This is a genomic window from Metapseudomonas phytobenefica, from assembly GCF_043392685.1.
GTDB lineage: Bacteria > Pseudomonadota > Gammaproteobacteria > Pseudomonadales > Pseudomonadaceae > Metapseudomonas.
In genome coordinates this window covers 1-15,663 of the sequence record NZ_JBHZGM010000049.1, presented here as the reverse complement: position 1 = coordinate 15,663, position 15,663 = coordinate 1, and the positions used below count along the sequence as shown (strand labels likewise).

General features: G+C 64.5%; 14 protein-coding genes. 4 read left to right on the top strand and 10 right to left on the bottom strand.

The window, feature by feature from the left end:
• Positions 1–62 precede the first annotated feature (62 nt).
• Positions 63–473, top strand: coding sequence for a hypothetical protein (locus ACFW0B_RS24705; protein ID WP_449151604.1), 411 nt, complete (start codon positions 63–65; stop codon positions 471–473).
• Positions 474–571: 98 nt separating this feature from the next.
• Here ACFW0B_RS24705 and ACFW0B_RS24700 read toward each other — a convergent pair whose 3' ends face one another.
• The 7 genes from ACFW0B_RS24700 to ACFW0B_RS24670 form a co-directional block, all read right to left on the bottom strand.
• A complete protein-coding gene (locus tag ACFW0B_RS24700) occupies positions 572–1,570 on the bottom strand; it encodes an isocitrate/isopropylmalate dehydrogenase family protein (RefSeq protein ID WP_449151603.1) in 999 nt (332 codons plus the stop codon).
• A gap of 4 nt (positions 1,571–1,574) precedes the next feature.
• A complete protein-coding gene (locus ACFW0B_RS24695; protein WP_449151602.1) occupies positions 1,575–2,486 on the bottom strand; it encodes a DMT family transporter in 912 nt (303 codons plus the stop codon).
• A 3-nt stretch (positions 2,487–2,489) separates the two neighbouring features.
• Entirely contained in the window at positions 2,490–3,134 is a 645-nt protein-coding gene (gene can, locus ACFW0B_RS24690) for a carbonate dehydratase (RefSeq protein WP_449151601.1), read from the bottom strand.
• Between the two features lie 72 nt (positions 3,135–3,206).
• On the bottom strand, positions 3,207–3,659 hold the full coding sequence (gene rimI / locus ACFW0B_RS24685) for a ribosomal protein S18-alanine N-acetyltransferase (protein ID WP_449151600.1): 453 nt from the start codon (positions 3,657–3,659) through the stop codon (positions 3,207–3,209).
• Entirely contained in the window at positions 3,656–4,459 is an 804-nt protein-coding gene (locus tag ACFW0B_RS24680; protein WP_449151599.1) for a flagellar biosynthesis protein FlhF, read from the bottom strand. Before ACFW0B_RS24680 ends, rimI begins: the two co-directional genes overlap by 4 nt.
• Positions 4,456–6,006 carry a 2-isopropylmalate synthase gene (locus tag ACFW0B_RS24675; RefSeq protein WP_449151598.1) on the bottom strand — a complete coding sequence of 517 codons (1,551 nt, stop codon included), beginning with the start codon at positions 6,004–6,006 and terminating at the stop codon, positions 4,456–4,458. The genes ACFW0B_RS24680 and ACFW0B_RS24675 overlap by 4 nt, the downstream gene beginning before the upstream one ends.
• A gap of 170 nt (positions 6,007–6,176) precedes the next feature.
• The gene (locus tag ACFW0B_RS24670) at positions 6,177–6,785 is read right to left on the bottom strand and encodes a hypothetical protein (protein ID WP_449151597.1); all 609 of its coding nucleotides are present in this window, start codon (positions 6,783–6,785) and stop codon (positions 6,177–6,179) included.
• 236 nt (positions 6,786–7,021) lie between these two features.
• Here ACFW0B_RS24670 and mksB point away from each other — a divergent pair, with 236 nt between their 5' ends.
• The 3 genes from mksB to mksF are packed head-to-tail and all read left to right on the top strand — an operon-like array spanning position 7,022 to position 11,813.
• Positions 7,022–8,281: an Mks condensin complex protein MksB gene (mksB, locus tag ACFW0B_RS24665; protein ID WP_449151596.1), complete on the top strand. Its 1,260-nt coding sequence runs from the start codon at positions 7,022–7,024 to the stop codon at positions 8,279–8,281.
• A complete protein-coding gene (mksE, locus tag ACFW0B_RS24660) occupies positions 8,281–8,982 on the top strand; it encodes an Mks condensin complex protein MksE (protein ID WP_449151595.1) in 702 nt (233 codons plus the stop codon). Before mksB ends, mksE begins: the two co-directional genes overlap by 1 nt.
• Positions 8,979–11,813 carry an Mks condensin complex protein MksF gene (gene mksF, locus ACFW0B_RS24655; protein WP_449151594.1) on the top strand — a complete coding sequence of 945 codons (2,835 nt, stop codon included), beginning with the start codon at positions 8,979–8,981 and terminating at the stop codon, positions 11,811–11,813. The genes mksE and mksF overlap by 4 nt, the downstream gene beginning before the upstream one ends.
• 58 nt (positions 11,814–11,871) lie before the next feature.
• On the opposite strand, the gene ACFW0B_RS24650 is transcribed toward mksF, so the two are convergent.
• Genes ACFW0B_RS24650 through ACFW0B_RS24640 form a run of 3 tightly spaced genes read right to left on the bottom strand, consistent with a single transcriptional unit; the run spans position 11,872 to position 15,428 of the window.
• Positions 11,872–14,163, bottom strand: a complete 2,292-nt coding sequence (locus ACFW0B_RS24650; protein ID WP_449151593.1) for a PqiB family protein — start codon at positions 14,161–14,163, stop codon at positions 11,872–11,874.
• On the bottom strand, positions 14,156–14,779 hold the full coding sequence (locus ACFW0B_RS24645; RefSeq protein WP_449151592.1) for a paraquat-inducible protein A: 624 nt from the start codon (positions 14,777–14,779) through the stop codon (positions 14,156–14,158). Before ACFW0B_RS24645 ends, ACFW0B_RS24650 begins: the two co-directional genes overlap by 8 nt.
• Positions 14,766–15,428: a paraquat-inducible protein A gene (locus ACFW0B_RS24640; protein WP_449151591.1), complete on the bottom strand. Its 663-nt coding sequence runs from the start codon at positions 15,426–15,428 to the stop codon at positions 14,766–14,768. Before ACFW0B_RS24640 ends, ACFW0B_RS24645 begins: the two co-directional genes overlap by 14 nt.
• Positions 15,429–15,663 lie beyond the last annotated feature (235 nt).

The window sequence follows — 15,663 nt, the reverse complement described above, 5'->3', positions numbered from 1 at the left end:
ACTCGATGCCGTTCCTGAGTTGATGTTAAGCGCTGAGGCGTGATTGCCGGTAACGAGCCCGGATGCCCCATCGCGAACGAGTGCTGCAGGATATGGATCATCTGCCCTGCCGCCTGCGACTGCACCACATAGGAATCGGCATCGACGAACACCTGCGTAGGAGTAATCCGATTCGTTCTTGGTCGCATGGACCATGCCCACGCTTCGTGATGACCTTGTACGGTCATCCATGCGAGGCAATCCACATGCAGTTTCATGTTGGCGAACGCAGGGAAGGTGACGTGCTTACGCTGAGGGTGCTGGAAGGAGTCTGCGAATCAGTGTTGATGGAGATGTTGAAGGCGGAGGGGATCGAGATTGTAGTTGGGCCGGTTGCAAATGGCTCGGCGCGGATCGAGATTCGGGCGCCTAAACGGATGTTGGTTCTGGTGGAGAAGACTCTGCCGGAACCGCCGGAAATCGATTCCGGATGATGCTGAAACCCCGCTTTGGCGGGGTTCTTCTTTTTGCGAACGCGAAAGCTTGTGCAGGGGCCCGCGCCGTCTCCCTGCCGAAGGAGCGGAGCAAAGCCTCAGAGCGCAGCCAGGATGCCCTGCCCCACTACCCGCGTGGTTTCGAAGCCAAAGTCGGCCTTGCCTTCTTCCCGCAGGAAGTTCTCCACAGCAGCTTCCAGGCGTTTGGCCAAGGCAGGTTTCTGCCAGTGGTAGCGCAGCAACAGGGCCGCGCTAAGGACGGCGCCGATGGGGTTGGCGCGGCCGCTGCCGCTGATGTCGGGTGCGCTGCCGTGGACGGGTTCGGCCAGGGCGATGCCGGTGCCCCAGTTGAGTGACGGGGCCAGGCCGAGGCCGCCGCTCCAGTGGCAGGCGAGGTCGGAGAGGATGTCGCCGAAGAGGTTGGTGGTGACGATCAGGTCGAAGGCTTCGGGCTGTTCCACCAGTTGCAGCGCGGCGAGGTCTGCCAGGCGTTCGTCGATTTCGGCGGCCCATCCCTCCCCTTCCAGCACTTCACGGCAGGCGTCGCGGAACAGGCCACAGGTCACTGGCAGGACGTTGGCCTTGTGAACCAGGGTGATCCGCCGGGCCTTGCGTGCCTTGGCCACTTCCAGCGCGCGGCGAGCCAGGGCATTACAGGCATCGCGACTGATCACCCGCTCGGCGATGGCGACGCCTTCGGACTCCCAGTGCTCGCGGCCGCTATAGAGGCCTTCGCTGTTCTCGCGCAGGATCATCAGATCCACTCCCGGCCGGTGCGAGACGCAGGGCCAACTGCGCACCGGGCGCAGATTGACGTTGAGCTGGAGGGCCTGGCGCAGCTGCAGGATGGCGCTGCGATAGCCGGGTACTCGCTGGCCGGAGGGAGAGGAGACTGCGCCGAAGATGCCCGCCCCGCTGTCGCGCAGGGCCTGGAGGGTGGCTTCGGGCACAGCGCTGCCGGTGCGCTGGAAGCAGTCCCAACCCGCCTCGGCTTCCACCGTTTTCAGCTCGGGCAGGAGTTTCTCCAGGGCCTGGACCGCCACCGGCACCACTTCACGGCCGATACCGTCCCCTGGGATGACGACTAGCGTTTGCATGGGCTCACCTCAACGAGGGGCGCGTCGCCAACAGCAGGCCGGCGAAGATCATCGCCCCACCTAACCAATGGTAGGCCTGCAATCCCTCGCCCAACAGCAGGTAACCGAGCAGCGCGGTGAACACCGGCATCAGGTAGTTGGTGAGCACGGCCTTGGCCACACCCAGCACACGGATGCCCTGGTTCCACAACAGGTAGGCCAGGAGAGAGGCACAGACTCCGGTATAGCCGATGGCGGCGAAGTTTTCGGCGGAGAGTTCGAAGCGCTGCCCACTGACCAGCTCCAGCAGGTAGAACGGCAGCAGCATGGGCACGCCACAGGCCACCAGCGCTCCCAGCAGCACCAGCGGCGGCAGATTGAAGTAGCTGTTCCAGCGACGTAGCAGCAGGGTGTAGAGCGCCCAATCCACCACGGCAAGCAGCATGATCAGGTCACCCGGGTTGAACGACAGCGCAGCCAGTTGCGCCAACTGTCCCTGGGCGATCAGCACCAGCAGGCCGCAGGTCGCTACCGCCATGCCAAGCCAGGCGCGCCGGGGTGGCCACTCACTGAGCAGCACGCCGGCCCCGATGAAGCTGGCCAGCGGCAGGCAGGTGTTGAGCAGGGTGAGGTTGATGGCCACTGTGCTACGCGCGGCGAAGTAGAGCAGCACGCTGTAGGTGCTGATCCCCAGGGCAGCCACCACCAGCAGGCGCCAGCCGGCATGACGCAGCGCGCTGCGATGTTCCCACATGGGGCGGGCGACAAAAGGCAGGAGGATGACCAGCGCAAGGCTCCAGCGCCAGAACGAAAGGGTGAATGGCGGAATGGCATCGTGGAAGGCACGGGCCACTAGGGCGTTGCCGGCCCAGAAAACGCTGGCCACAAGCAGGCCAAGCCAGGCCAGGGTAACGGCCCGGCTGTTGGGTTTCGACATGATTCAGCTCTGTCCGAGTGGTCGCAGGCGGTACTGCGGCGGCAATTGTTCCATGCCGCTGACGGTGACGTTGAGGTCTTTCCAGATGCCGTCGCGGATGCCGTAGATACAGCCGTGGACGGAGAGCTCCTGGCCACGGTGCCAGGCGTTCTGGACGATGGTGGTATGGCTGACGTTGGCCACCTGCTGAATGACGTTGAGCTCGCACAGGCGGTCAACGCGCTCGTCCTCGGAGGCGAAGGTGGCCAGGTGGTCGCGCTGCTCGTAGTAGAGGTCACGGATGGTCCGCAGCCAGCCGTCGATCAGGCCGTACTGGGTGTCACGCATGGCAGCACGGACGCCGCCGCAGCCGTAGTGGCCGGTGACCAGAATGTGTTTCACCTTGAGCACGTCCACCGCGTACTGGATGACCGACAGGCAGTTGAGGTCGGTGTGCAACACCACGTTGGCCACATTGCGGTGGACGAACAGGTCGCCGGGCAGCATGCCGACGATTTCGTTGGCCGGGACACGGGCATCGGAGCAGCCGATCCAGAGGTATTCCGGCACCTGCTGCTTGGCCAGCTTGGCGAAGAAGTCCGGGTCTTGCTGCTTGATCTGCTCGGCCCAGCGGGCGTTGTTGTCGATCAGCTGTTGCAGGTCGCTCATGCGTCTTCTCCTCTTGTGGCTGGCGGCACCTTACGGAGCGCCGGGAGCTTTGGCAATGGCCTGGCGCGGGGTTCAGTCGATCAGCGTGCAGGCCATCACCAGGGCGTCTTCGCGCCCCCCCACGGCAGGGTAGTAATCGCGACGGCGGCCGATTTCGTTGAAGCCATAGCGCTCGTACAGGCGGTAGGCGGACTGGTTGCTGGCACGCACTTCCAGGAAGCATTCGCCAGCCTGCAGCTCGCGGGCGCGGTCCATCAGGTGCTGCAGCAGGCGCAGGCCCAGGCCGCGGCCCTGGCTTTCCGGCTTGACGGTGATGTTCAGCAGGTGGGCTTCGCCGACTATGACGTTGATCACGCCATGGCCGACCTGCTGGCTGCCTTCGAACATCAGCCAGCAATCGTAGGATTTGAGGCTGTCAGTGAAGATGCCTCGCGTCCAGGGGTGGCTGAAGGCGGCGTATTCGATTTTCAGCACGGCATCGAGATCCGCCTCGGTCATCGGGCGAAAGGAAACGGCATCGGTCATTCAGTGTGCTTCCAGCGGCGCATCACTCGGCGCATGGCTTGCCAGAGTTCGCCCTTGCGCTCGGGCTCGTCCATCAACAGTTCAAGGCCCGGCAGGGCCCAGGCGGCGCCCAGGCCCTCGACCTGAAGCTCGCGATTGAAAGCGGCGGCATCGGTTTCACCGGCAAAGCGCACCGCCGGCAGGCCCACGAGCCAGAGACAGGCGCAATCGCCCTGCTCTTCCATTCGCATACCGACGAAGCCCTGGACGAAGTCACGGGCAGCGTCGGGCCCCTGGTCCAGGTTGCCGCGGCTGAGCAGCGGCCAGCGCACCGGCTCGCCGAGAATCTGCGGGCTGTCCGGCAGGCCGGCGGCGCGCAGCAAGTCCTTCAGCAGCAGGTAGGCCGGGTCGCGACTCTGGAAGGGCTCGCCGGTGGGCAGTTCCACCAGCAGCAGGCAGTTGCCGGCACGCAGCAGCTGCAGGGAGAAGCGCGGCGGAGGCAGCACTTCCACCTTGGCCGGGGTGGCTTCGGGCCTGGCGGACGCTTCGGGTTCGGGCTGCGTGGCCGGCCGCGGGGTGCTGCCAGGACGCGGAATCTCGATCCTCGCGCGCACCGACGTCGCCGCTGGGCGGGCCTCGGCGGTTGGCGCTTCGGGGGTAACGTCGGCGACTGGCGCGGGGGCATCCTCAAGGGGGACTTCCGGGGCCAGGGCGAGCAGTTCGGGGTTGGAGGGCGCGGCAAAGGGCAATGCCGTGCGCGGTAGCCAGGTGGCTACCTGCATGGCATCGAGATACGCGCGACGACGGTGTTCTGTGATCAAACGTCAGCAACCTGTGGATGAGCCTTGCGCACGCCTGCCTGCATCAGGTTTAGCGCGTTGAGGTAGGCCTTTGCGGAGGCGACAACTATATCGGTATCCGCACCGTTTCCGTTGACAATTCGTCCGGCCTTTTCCAGGCGGACGGTAACTTCACCCTGTGAATCGGTGCCTTGGGTGATGGCGTTGACCGAATAGAGCTGCAGGCTCGACTCGGAAGCGGCCAGGCTTTCGATGGCCTTGAAGGTGGCGTCCACCGGACCGGAACCCTCGGCACTGGAGCCCTGCTCCACGCCGTCGATGGACAGCACCAGCTTGGCATGCGGCACTTCGCCGGTCTTGGACGCGACTTCCAGGAAGACCAGCTTGAAGTGTTCCGGGGCTTCCTCGCCCAGGGTGTCGGAGACCAGCGCCTGCAGGTCTTCGTCGAAGATCTCGTGCTTCTTGTCCGCCAGCTCCTTGAAGCGGGCGAAAGCGGCATTCAGCTCGGCCTCGCTGCCCAGCGCGATGCCCAGTTCCTCCAGGCGGGTGCGGAAGGCGTTACGCCCGGAGTGCTTGCCCAGCACCATCTTGTTGGTGTGCCAGCCAACGGACTGGGCGGACATGATCTCGTAGGTTTCGCGATGCTTGAGCACGCCGTCCTGGTGAATGCCGGACTCGTGGGCGAAGGCGTTGGCGCCGACGATGGCCTTGTTCGGCTGCACCGGGAAGCCAGTGATGCCGGAAACCATGCGCGAGGTGCTGAGGATGTGCGGGGTGTCGATGTTGGTGTAGACGCCGAGCACATCCTGGCGGGTCTTGATGGCCATGACGATTTCTTCCAGCGCGGCGTTGCCGGCGCGCTCGCCCAGGCCGTTGATGGTGCACTCCACCTGGCGCGCACCGACGGCGACCGCCGCCAGGGAGTTGGCCACCGCCAGCCCCAGGTCGTTGTGACAGTGCACCGAGAAGATGGCCTTGTCGGCATTGGGAATGCGCTGCAGCAGCTGGCGCATGGTGTCCGCGTACTGGTGCGGGATGGCGTAGCCCACGGTGTCAGGGATGTTGATGGTGCGGGCGCCGGCATCGATGGCGGCCTCGATGATGCGGCAGAGGAAGTCGATCTCGGAGCGGCCGGCGTCTTCGCAGGAGAACTCCACGTCAGCGCAGAGGTTGCGCGCACGCTTCACGGCGCGGACGGCCTGTTCCACCACCTGGTCCGGCTCCATGCGCAGCTTGTACTGCATGTGGATGGGGCTGGTGGCGATGAAGGTGTGGATGCGCCCGGAGTTGGCCCCGGCCAGTGCCTCGGCGGCGCGATCGATGTCGGCATCCACCGCGCGGGCCAGGCTGCACACGGTGCTGTCCTTGATGCTGTCGGCGATCGCCTTGACCGCCTCGAAGTCACCTGGGCTGGCAATGGCGAAGCCGGCCTCGATCACGTCCACCCGCAGCCGCTCCAGGGCCTTGGCGATTCGCAGCTTCTCTTCCTTGGTCATGGAAGCGCCGGGGCTCTGCTCGCCGTCCCGCAGGGTGGTATCGAAAATGATGACGCGATCTTGGTTGCTCATTGCTCGCTCCTCACGGCCCCACCGTGCGTGCGGCCGGGGCTCAGGCTGATGGTGCCGGACTGCTTATGGCGACGGCTCCAGATCAGGGAATTGTGGCGTGAAAAGCGGTAGGCGGAAAGGCCGGTGGGCGGGCCGGCGAAACATTGCAGGGGCGAACTCATTCGCCCCGATCAGCCCCGGCGGAACAGGCCGATCAGGTGGTCGGCAATGGCGCCCTGGACGTTCGATATCTCCAGCCGGGAGTTGCGCCCCATGCGGCTCGTATCGATGCGATGCAGATGCAGCGACGGCATGCGGGCCTCGTACTCGCGCAGATCGCCCTTGGCCAGCACCGGCAGGAACTGCTGGCCGCGGTTCTGGTAACGCTGGATCAGCAGCTTGAGGCCGTCCTGGAAGGGCAGCTCGTGGGAGGGGCTGAGGCGGTGCTCGCCGGGAATCTTCAGGTAGAGGCCGGACGCGCCCAGCACTTCGCCCGGCAGGATATGGATACCGGTGGGCAGCACGGCATCGGCGGGGATGTCGTGGAAGGTGTCGTGCCAGGCCATCTCGTCGGGAAGGATGGTGATGCTGCCGTGCTCTTGCTCCGGCACCACGAAGCTGTAGCGGCTGTAGAGCTTTTCCACGTAGCCGGAATAGACGCACAAGCGATTTTCGAAGTGCAGCAGGAAGTCGATGGCCTCTTGCCGGTTGGTGATGGCGTCGAGGTCCCAGTCCAGGTCGGTCTGGCCTTCCAGCTCGGCCCAGCGGGCGTCGGCGAGCAGTGCGGATTCGGGGCTCATGGTTCCTGCGGTCGTACAGCGGTCGCGCTCCTGACGCAGAAAACATGCCAGCGAATTCAAGCACTTGAACAGGGGTTGAAGGCACGTTCGGCGCAGTTGATCGCACGATGCCAGTCTAAAACTGCCCAAAATTGTCAGTCCGCGCCGGGTGTCGCTCCTCTGATCGGTTGAAGCTCAATCGCTACCGGCAACCTGAAGTACAATCGCCTCTTTTTTCAGCGAACCCCGGCCAATCGATGATCGATCCCAAGCGCGTACTACGCGCCCTAGCCGAACACTGGACGTTGCTCGAACCGCTCTGCGAGCGCTTCGATAGCGGCACCCTGAGCCTGGTGGAACTGCGCGTGCAGCTCGCCGGCCAGTTGCCGGAGGGCACGCCCACCGACATCACCGCCCTGCTCGACCTCTGGGTGCGCCTGGACATCCTGGTTCCCGTGGCCAAGAGCCCGAACCGCTTCGAGCTGAACGCGCAGATCCACGACTTCCTCGCCTACCTGCGGCGCGAACACCGCCTCGGCCTGTGCCTGGAGATCGAAGCCTACCTGCGCCACCTGGAACGCCTTGCCGGCTACATCCAGGAAGCCTTCGAGATCCGCGACGGCAACGACCTGGCGCGCCAACTGCGCCTGCTCGATATGCGCGTGCGCGATGTACTGAAGAAGCTCGACAACGACGAACAGGCCCTGGTAGCCGTGGCCGACCGGGCCAAGACCAGCGACCGGCAGATTCCCCTGCGCCAGCGTTACGCCGAAGTGCTGGCCACCTGGGACGAATACGTCGAGCCGATGATCCAGCTGGTAGCCGCCGACGGCGCCTTCGAACAGGGCGTGCGCCGCGTCGAGCAGGTGCTGCTGCGCCTCCTGGGCGAACAGCAGCGCCTCGGTCAACTGGTCGACGACGACCTGCTGCTGCGCACCCACGCGCGCATCCTGGAAATGCAGACCAGCGCCCAGCTGACCCTGCGCAAGGCCCGCGAGCTGCTGCTGCCGCTGCGTGAAGAGGCCCGCCGGCACAACGCCGTGACCCGTGGCGCCGCCCTGGCGCTGTCGGTGATCCGCAAGAAGGGCCTGGACGCCGTGCCCCAGGCTGCGATGCCGCTGTTCACCCGGCCGCAGACCACCTTCCTCGGCAGCGGCTCTCAGGTGGAGGCGTACGTCTACGCCCTGGCGCGCTTCCAGCCCAAGCCGGCGCACTTCCCCAAATCCGGTGGACCGCGCAAGGCATCCGCTCCGCGTTCGCCGAAGACCGCGCGGGAAATGCTCGACCGTTGCGAGCAGGCCCTGCCGCTGCCGGACCTGATGGTCTGGCTGCTGGAACAGGAGCCCGAAGGCGCCACCGACGAACTCCTCTACTGGTTCTCGCGCCTGTCCCGTGACGGTCGCTTTTCCCGGGAGCGCCTGGAACGCCGTGAATACCTGACCGCCGAGCACCAGCTCAACATGAGCTCCTTTGCCCTGATCAAGAGCCCCACCGCCGCGGCCGAGAAGACATCCTGATGAATATCGACCTGAAAGAAATGACCCAGCTCGCGCCCATCTTCCGCGAACTGTTCAAGGGCTATCACCTCTCCCGCAGCGAGCCGGAGTGCTACGCCCAGTTGTCCACCATGCAGGCCCAGTATCGCGCCCTGTTCAAGGCCCTCGGCTTCGAGCTGGTGTGCGACCCGCGTGGCTTCTACTACTTCGTGCCCGAACAGATGGGCACCCAGGTGAACAAGACCGCCCAGCGCCTGGCGCTGTTCACCTTCATCCTGGTGGAGCACCTGGCCGACCAGGGCCGCGACCCGCTGTCGGTGCTAGACGGCGGCACCATCGGCCGCGACGAGCTGCCGGCACTGCTGGAGAAATACCGCGACCTGTTCATGCAGGCCGAGGTGACCACCCATGAAGAGCTGGAAGAGAAGGTCATCCGCCGCCTCACCCAGCTGGGCTTCGCCGAAGACAGCAACGGCGTGTACCGCTTCCTGCCGCCGATGCACCGTTTCCTCGACGTGTGCCTGGCGGTGCAGCACGACCGCGACCTGGCCGCCAGCCTGCACAGCACCGATCTGGAACTGCACGCACCGGTGCTGATGGATGACGACAGCGGCGACGCCATCATCCCCATCGAGACGCCTGAATCCGCCGAGGAATCGGAAGAAGACGCCCTGGCTCGCGCCATGGCCGAAGAACGCGCAGCCCAGGAGGAAGACGCATGAGCCAGGAACGCTACGGCATCCGCCGCTTCGCCCTGCTGAATACCGCCGGTTACAGCCTCGGCCTGTTCCCGCTGGAAACCCCGCTGTCGATCTACGGCGCCAACAACCTGGGCAAGTCGGCGTCGATCAACGCACTGCAGTTCCCGATCCTGGCGCGCATGTCGGACATGAGCTTCGGCAAATACAGCCTGGAACAATCGCGCAAGTTCTACTTCGCCACCGACACCAGCTACATCCTCGTCGAACTCACCCTGCCCCACGGCCCCCACGTGATCGGCGTCGCCGGCCGCGGCCCGGGCGGCGGCTTCGGCCACCAGTTCTTCGCCTACCGTGGCGAGCTGAATCTGGACCATTACCAGCGCGACGGTACCTGCCTGCGCCAGCGCGAGCTGTTCAACAACCTGGAGCGCGAAGGCATCAAGGCCTACGAGCTCAAGCCCGATGAGCTGCGCCGCCTGCTGGTGGGTGGCCACACTTCCATCCCGCTGGACCTGACCCTGATCCCGCTGCGCTCCACCAGCGAGCAGAGCCTGAAGACCTTCCGCTCGCTGTTCATCAACCTGCTGCACATGCGCGAGATCACCGCAGCCAAGCTCAAGCAGCTGTTCCTCGATGCCTTCGAGCACAGCCTGCGCTCGGGCAGCGTGGACTACATCGCCGCCTGCGAAGAGGCCTTCCGCGACGTGCGCCGCATGGAGCAGGACTACCAGGCGCTGGTGGCCGCCGGCCCGCTGGTGGAAGCCCTGGCCAGCGGCGTGGCCCAGCGCGAAGTGCTGCGCGGCAAGCTGCACCGCATTTCCCCGCTGCTGGACTCCCTGCTGGGCACCTGGCAGGACTATTCCGGCGCCCGCAAGGAAGAGCTGGTGATCCAGGCCGAGCACTACCGCAACGAGCAGGACGGACTGCAGAACGAGCAGCGTGGCGGCACCCAGGAAATGATGCGCCTGGAGCGCGCCATCACCGAGATCCAGCGCTGGCTGGGCGAACTGGCGGTGCTGAAGAACCGTTTCGCGCTGGTGGATGACGCCAAGGTGCTGGAGCAGCAATTGCTCGCCGCCAAGGACGCCCATGACGAACTGGCCGGCGCCCTGGCACAGTCCCGCCAGTTCTCGGCGGAAGACCTGGACGAACGCCTGCGCGACCTGGAAAAACGTCTGAAGTCGGTCAAGCAGCAACTCGACCACGCCGACAACAACAGCTACTCGCGCCTGCGCGAAGAGTTCTCCCAGGCCGACGTGGATCGCCTGATGCGCCTGTTCAACGGCCAGCTGTTCAGCCTGCCCCTGGGCGAGAAAGGCATTCTGCTGGACGACGGCGAAACCTGGGTGAAGACCCTGGAAGCCGTGCTCGACCAGTTCAAGGGCAGCCAGTTCGAAGTGCCCGGCCTGTCCATCGACCTGTCCCACATCGAGCCGCCGGCCCTGCAGGCACTGGCCGACCGCGCCGCCCTGCGCGACCAGAAGGACCGTCTGGAACGCGAGCTGAAGCAGCTCAAGACCCAGCAATCCGTGGCCGCCGACCGCGCCGCGAGCAAGGCCCAGGCCGAAAAGCTGTACCAGGATGTGCTTGACGCACAGAAGGCCCTGGAAGACTTCCGCAAGACCCAGACCCTGTCCGCCGAAGAGCCGGCCAAGCTGGAAGAGCTGGCGCAGCTGGAAGCTACCCAGGACGAACTCAAGCGCTCCGCCGACGCCTTCACCGAGCGCGTCCAGCAGCTGTCCGCCAAGCTGCAACTGGTGGGCCGCCAGCTCGCCGACCTGGAGGCCAAGGAACGCACCCTGGAAGACGCCCTGCGCCGTCGCCAGCTGCTGCCCGCCGACCTGCCCTTCGGCACCCCCTTCATGGACCCGGTGGACGACAGCCTGGACAACCTGTTGCCGCTGCTCAACGACTACCAGGACACCTGGCAGGCGCTGCAGCGCATCGACGGCCAGATCGAGGCGCTCTACGCCCAGGTGCGCCTGAAGGGCGTGGCCAAGTTCGACAGCGAGGACGATGCCGAGCGCCGCCTGCAACTCTTGATCAACGCTTACGCGCACCGCCAGGACGAGGCACTGACCCTGGCCAAGGCACGTCGCGCGGCGGTCACCGACATCGCCCGTACCCTGCGCAACATCCGCAGCGACTACGACAACCTGGAACACCAGCTGGCCCTGTTCAACCGCGAGATCAACAAGCGCCAGGTATCCAACCTCGCGAGCTTCCGCATTGTCCTCGCGCCGAACAAGGAGGCCCTGCGCCATATCGACCAGATCATCCACAGCGCCGGTCAGTACGAGGAAGGCGAGACCCTCTCGGTGTTCGACCTGACCAACTCCAGCGACCAGGATGCGAAGAACGAAGAGGCCAAGGAATACCTCGCGCGCCTGGTAGCTGCCAACGGCAACCAGCTGGGCCTGAAGGACCTGTTCGAGCTCGCCTTCGAGATCACCAAGGTCAACGGCCAGCCGGTCATCCACACGGACATCGATGGCGCCGCGTCCAACGGCACCACCATGACCATCAAGGCCCTGACCAACATGTACCTGCTGCTGCACCTGATGGACCGCGAGCAGGCCGGTCGCATCCGCCTCCCCTATTACCTGGACGAGGCTGCAGACATTGACGAGCGCAACCAGCAGGCGCTGATCGAGACCAGCCAGCAGCTGGGCTTCACGCCGATCCTGGCGTCGGTGAAGCCGCAGGTGTCGGCCAACGTCGCCATCGACCTGGAAAGTGGCAGCAGCCCGAATGGCATCTACATCGACGAAGCGGACTGGAAGTTCATCAAGCGTCGCGAGATGACCAAGGCGACCGAAACGGCGGTGAACGAGACGGCCGAACCGGCCTGATCCTCTCCCCGGAAAAGCACAAGGGCCGCGATTGCGGCCCTTGTGCTTTCTACGACGGTCAGTTCGCCAGGGGGATCTTTGGCGCCCAGGTCAGCCATTCGTCCTCGGCATCATCGTGCAGGGCGAAGGTCTGGCCGTTAAGGGCGGCGTTGCCCATCTGTGCTTCGTTGGGCGTGGCGAAGGAGATGCCGCCTTCCACCAGAGACTCGATGGAGCCGGTGCGCACCTTCACGCCCTTGAACAGGCTGGCGTCCACGCCCACGCCACTGGTGTGCCAGAAGCGGCTGCCGCTGTGGACCAGGGGCGCGTAGCGCGGTTCGATGAGCACATGGATGAAGACGCGGTCTGCAGTCTTGCCCAATTCGTAGGACAGCACCTTGCCCACCGGCACTTCGCGGTAGCTGACGATCACGCCCGGCTTGATGGAGCCACGACGCGGCGCGCTGAGGGTGATGCGCAGGCCTTCCTGGCGCGCGAGTGCATCCGGCGCCTCCGGCAGCGCAGTGAAGCGAGTCTGCGCGGCCCCCGGCTTGGACGCTGGCAGTACTTCCAAGTACTGGCCACTGACCAGGGTATCCAGGTTGGCGGTACGCAGCAGACCGAGTTCCGGACGTACCACCCAGAACTGGGTGCCGGCACGGGCGATGCGATCAGCGGCCTGGGTCAGGCGCGCCTTGAGCGTCACGCCGGAAAGGTCGTTGCTCAGGGTCACGCTCTCCACTTCGCCGACGTCGATGCCCTTGAAACGGATCGGAGTGCCTTCCTTGACGCCTTCAGCCTGGGGCACGGCGATTTCGATCGCGGTGCCTTTGACGATGGCCTGGGACTCGTCGTCGTACAGCGTGAAGCGACGCGGCCGGGTCACTGGCTTGGCCTTCGGATCCGGCGTGGTGAAGGTGATGCCGCCCGCCAGCAGGGTCTGCAGCGATTCGCTCTTCACCTCGACGCCCGACAGGCTGCCCTTGAGGGTGATACCGCTGGAGTTCCAGAAGCGGGTGGACTCATTCACCAGCTTGGCGAACTCGGGCTCGATATGGATGCCGATCACCACACGCTGCTGACTGCGGGAGAGCTGGTAGCTCTGCACGCTCCCCACGCGCATCTGGCGGAACAGGATCGGGCTGCCGACTTCCAGGGAGCCAAGGCGGTCGCTGGTCAGCACCAGGTGCAGGCCGGGCGCATCGGTATTCAGCGGCGGTGCCTTGGGCCTGACCTTGAATTCGCGAGTGGCCGTGCCTTCCTTGGCAAAACGCACGGCAATGTAGTTGCCCTTCACCAGTGCCTCGATTCCGGTGATGCCCGCCAGCGAGATGGACGGTTTCACCGTCCAGAACTCGGTGCCCTCCACCAGGAAATCCTCGGTACGCGGCTCCATGGTCAGTTCAGCGGTGGCGCCGGTGAAGTCCTTGTCCATATCCAGAGTCTTCAGGGTGCCGACCTGCACGCCGTTGTACATCACCGGGGTGCTGCCCGGAGTGAGGCCGCTGACATCGTCCATACGCAGCAACACGCGCAGGCCGGCCTCGGCGGCTTCGAAACCGTCATACAGGCGGAACGGGATACTGGGGTCGGTGGGCGGACTGTCCTGGCGGTGCTCCGGGGTGGCGAAGGCTATGCCACCGGCCATGATGCTGAACAGGGATTCGGTGCGGATCTTCACCCCCGAGAGGCCGGCAGTGACATTGAGGCCGCTGGCATTCCAGAAACGCGTGTGCTTGCGCACCAGATGTGCGTAGGGTTGCTCGATGTGAACCTTGATTTCGACGGTGCGCTGGTCTTCAGCCAACTGGTAGCTCTTCACCTGCCCGACCTGGATCTGCCGGTAATAGACCGGACTGCCCTGCTCCAGGGAGCCAAGACGCTCGGCCTTCAGGACGAGGTGCAGGCCTGGCAGGGAATCAGAAAGAGGTGGCGGCTCGGCCAACGCGATGTAATTGCGCTCCGGCTCACCTTTTACCGGGTCGATGGCGATGTAGATACCGGAAACCAGAGTTTCCAGCCCGGTGACCCCCGCCAGCGACACACGCGGGCGAACCAGCCAGAAGCGGGTGTCCTTGCTGAGGTAGGGCTCAGCCTCTTTCATCACTTCGACGGTGGCGACAACTCCTTTTATGTCCTGGCTGACATGCAAGTCGGTCACCTTGCCCACCTGGATGCCCTTGTACATCAGCTGGGTCTTGCCAACCTGGATACCGTCACCATTTTCGAAGCGGATCTGGATCTCGATGCCTGCTTCGCTCATGGCCTTCCAGGCCAGCCAGAGGCCAATGAGCAGCGCCACCAGCGGTAGCACCCAGATGGCGGACCAGCTCGTGGTTTTGCGTTTTTTGGGTGTTGGCAACTCAGGCATTCTCGTCGTCCATATCGGTGTTGTCCCAGATCAGCCTGGGGTCGAAGGTCACTGCCGCGATCATGGTGATTACCACGACGCTGGCAAAGGCAGCGGCACCCAGGTTCGCCTCGATGCTCGCCAGGTTGCCGAAGTTCACCAGCGCCACGAGGATGGCGATGACAAAGATATCCAGCATGGACCAGCGGCCGATCCATTCAATGAAGCGGTACATCAGGATGCGCTGTCGCGGCGACATCGGTAGCCGTCGCTGTACTGAGTAAAGCAGCAGTGCGATGCCTACCAGCTTGAAAGTTGGCACCAGGATGCTGGCCACGAACACCACTAGCGCGATGGGAACCATCTCGGCATGAATCAGTTCCAGCACGCCGCCCATGATGGTCGAAGGCGCGCCGTTGCCGAAGAAGTTCACCGTCATGATCGGCAGCACGTTGGCGGGTATGTAGAGGATGGTGGCGGTGATCAGCAATGCCCAGGTACGAACGATGCTATCCGGACGGCGCGGATGCAGGACAGCGCCACAACGGCTGCAGTGGCCGTGTTCGTCGTCCGATTTCGGGCGATTCAGCTGATGGCACTCATCGCAGACGATGATGCCGGCATCAATGGCGCGCATGGGTTTCTCCTTCGGCATCCAGCGCATCCCAGACCTGGTGCGGCGACATGGTCACCTCCAGCCACACCTGGGCCAGCAGCAGGCCGATGAAGCAGACCAGGCCGATACCCAGGTGCAGGTCGGCGAGGTCGATCAATTTGACGATGGAAACGAGGATGCCCATGAGGTAGACCTCGAGCATCCCCCACTCCTTGAGGTGGTGGTACAGGCGATAGAGCGTCACGCCGAGGCCGAGCGCGCGCCGGGTGTTGATGCAGACCAGCACGGCCAGTTGGCAGAGCAGCTTGACCAGGGGGATCACCATGCTGCACAGGAACACCAGCACCGCGACGCCTTCCATACCGGTGTCATAGAGCCCTACAACTCCTGTCCAGACGGTGTCATGGGTGGTCTGCCCGAGCAGGTTGAGTTTCATGATGGGCAGGAAGTTGGCTGGCACGAACAACAGCAATGCGGTCAGCACCAGGGCCAGGGCGCGGCGTTCCATCTGGGAGCGGTGCACCACCAGTTCATAGCCGCAGCGGGGGCAGCAGGCCTTCTCCTCTTCGCCAAGGTCCGGGCGACGCATCAGCAGGTCGCACTCGTGGCAAGCAATCAGATCGTGCAGCGGTAATTCGGATAGCGGACGTTGTTCAGCCTGTTCAGGCATGGCAGCAAGGCTCTCAGGGTATCGCGGCTATTCTAGACGAGCGCACCGCAGACCGCGGCGATTCAAGAGTTTCCGGGCGCTACCGACTTCACGCCCCACGCCCGAATCTTTCTCGCGCGCAAAGACAAACCCCCGACACGCCTGGGCGTATCGGGGGTTTGGGATAGAAGCTTGACGATGACCTACTCTCACATGGAGAAGCTCCACACTACCATCGGCGATGCGTCGTTTCACT

What these genes read in the sequence shown, in the direction of transcription:
- ACFW0B_RS24705 (WP_449151604.1), top strand. Translation starts at nt 63, where the DNA reads ATGCCCCATCGCGAACGAGTGCTGCAGGATATGGATCATCTGCCCTGC.
- ACFW0B_RS24700 (WP_449151603.1), bottom strand. Translation starts at nt 1,570, where the DNA reads ATGCAAACGCTAGTCGTCATCCCAGGGGACGGTATCGGCCGTGAAGTG.
- ACFW0B_RS24695 (WP_449151602.1), bottom strand. Translation starts at nt 2,486, where the DNA reads ATGTCGAAACCCAACAGCCGGGCCGTTACCCTGGCCTGGCTTGGCCTG.
- can (WP_449151601.1), bottom strand. Translation starts at nt 3,134, where the DNA reads ATGAGCGACCTGCAACAGCTGATCGACAACAACGCCCGCTGGGCCGAG.
- rimI (WP_449151600.1), bottom strand. Translation starts at nt 3,659, where the DNA reads ATGACCGATGCCGTTTCCTTTCGCCCGATGACCGAGGCGGATCTCGAT.
- ACFW0B_RS24675 (WP_449151598.1), bottom strand. Translation starts at nt 6,006, where the DNA reads ATGAGCAACCAAGATCGCGTCATCATTTTCGATACCACCCTGCGGGAC.
- ACFW0B_RS24670 (WP_449151597.1), bottom strand. Translation starts at nt 6,785, where the DNA reads ATGAGCCCCGAATCCGCACTGCTCGCCGACGCCCGCTGGGCCGAGCTG.
- mksB (WP_449151596.1), top strand. Translation starts at nt 7,022, where the DNA reads ATGATCGATCCCAAGCGCGTACTACGCGCCCTAGCCGAACACTGGACG.
- mksE (WP_449151595.1), top strand. Translation starts at nt 8,281, where the DNA reads ATGAATATCGACCTGAAAGAAATGACCCAGCTCGCGCCCATCTTCCGC.
- mksF (WP_449151594.1), top strand. Translation starts at nt 8,979, where the DNA reads ATGAGCCAGGAACGCTACGGCATCCGCCGCTTCGCCCTGCTGAATACC.
- ACFW0B_RS24650 (WP_449151593.1), bottom strand. Translation starts at nt 14,163, where the DNA reads ATGCCTGAGTTGCCAACACCCAAAAAACGCAAAACCACGAGCTGGTCC.
- ACFW0B_RS24645 (WP_449151592.1), bottom strand. Translation starts at nt 14,779, where the DNA reads ATGCGCGCCATTGATGCCGGCATCATCGTCTGCGATGAGTGCCATCAG.
- ACFW0B_RS24640 (WP_449151591.1), bottom strand. Translation starts at nt 15,428, where the DNA reads ATGCCTGAACAGGCTGAACAACGTCCGCTATCCGAATTACCGCTGCAC.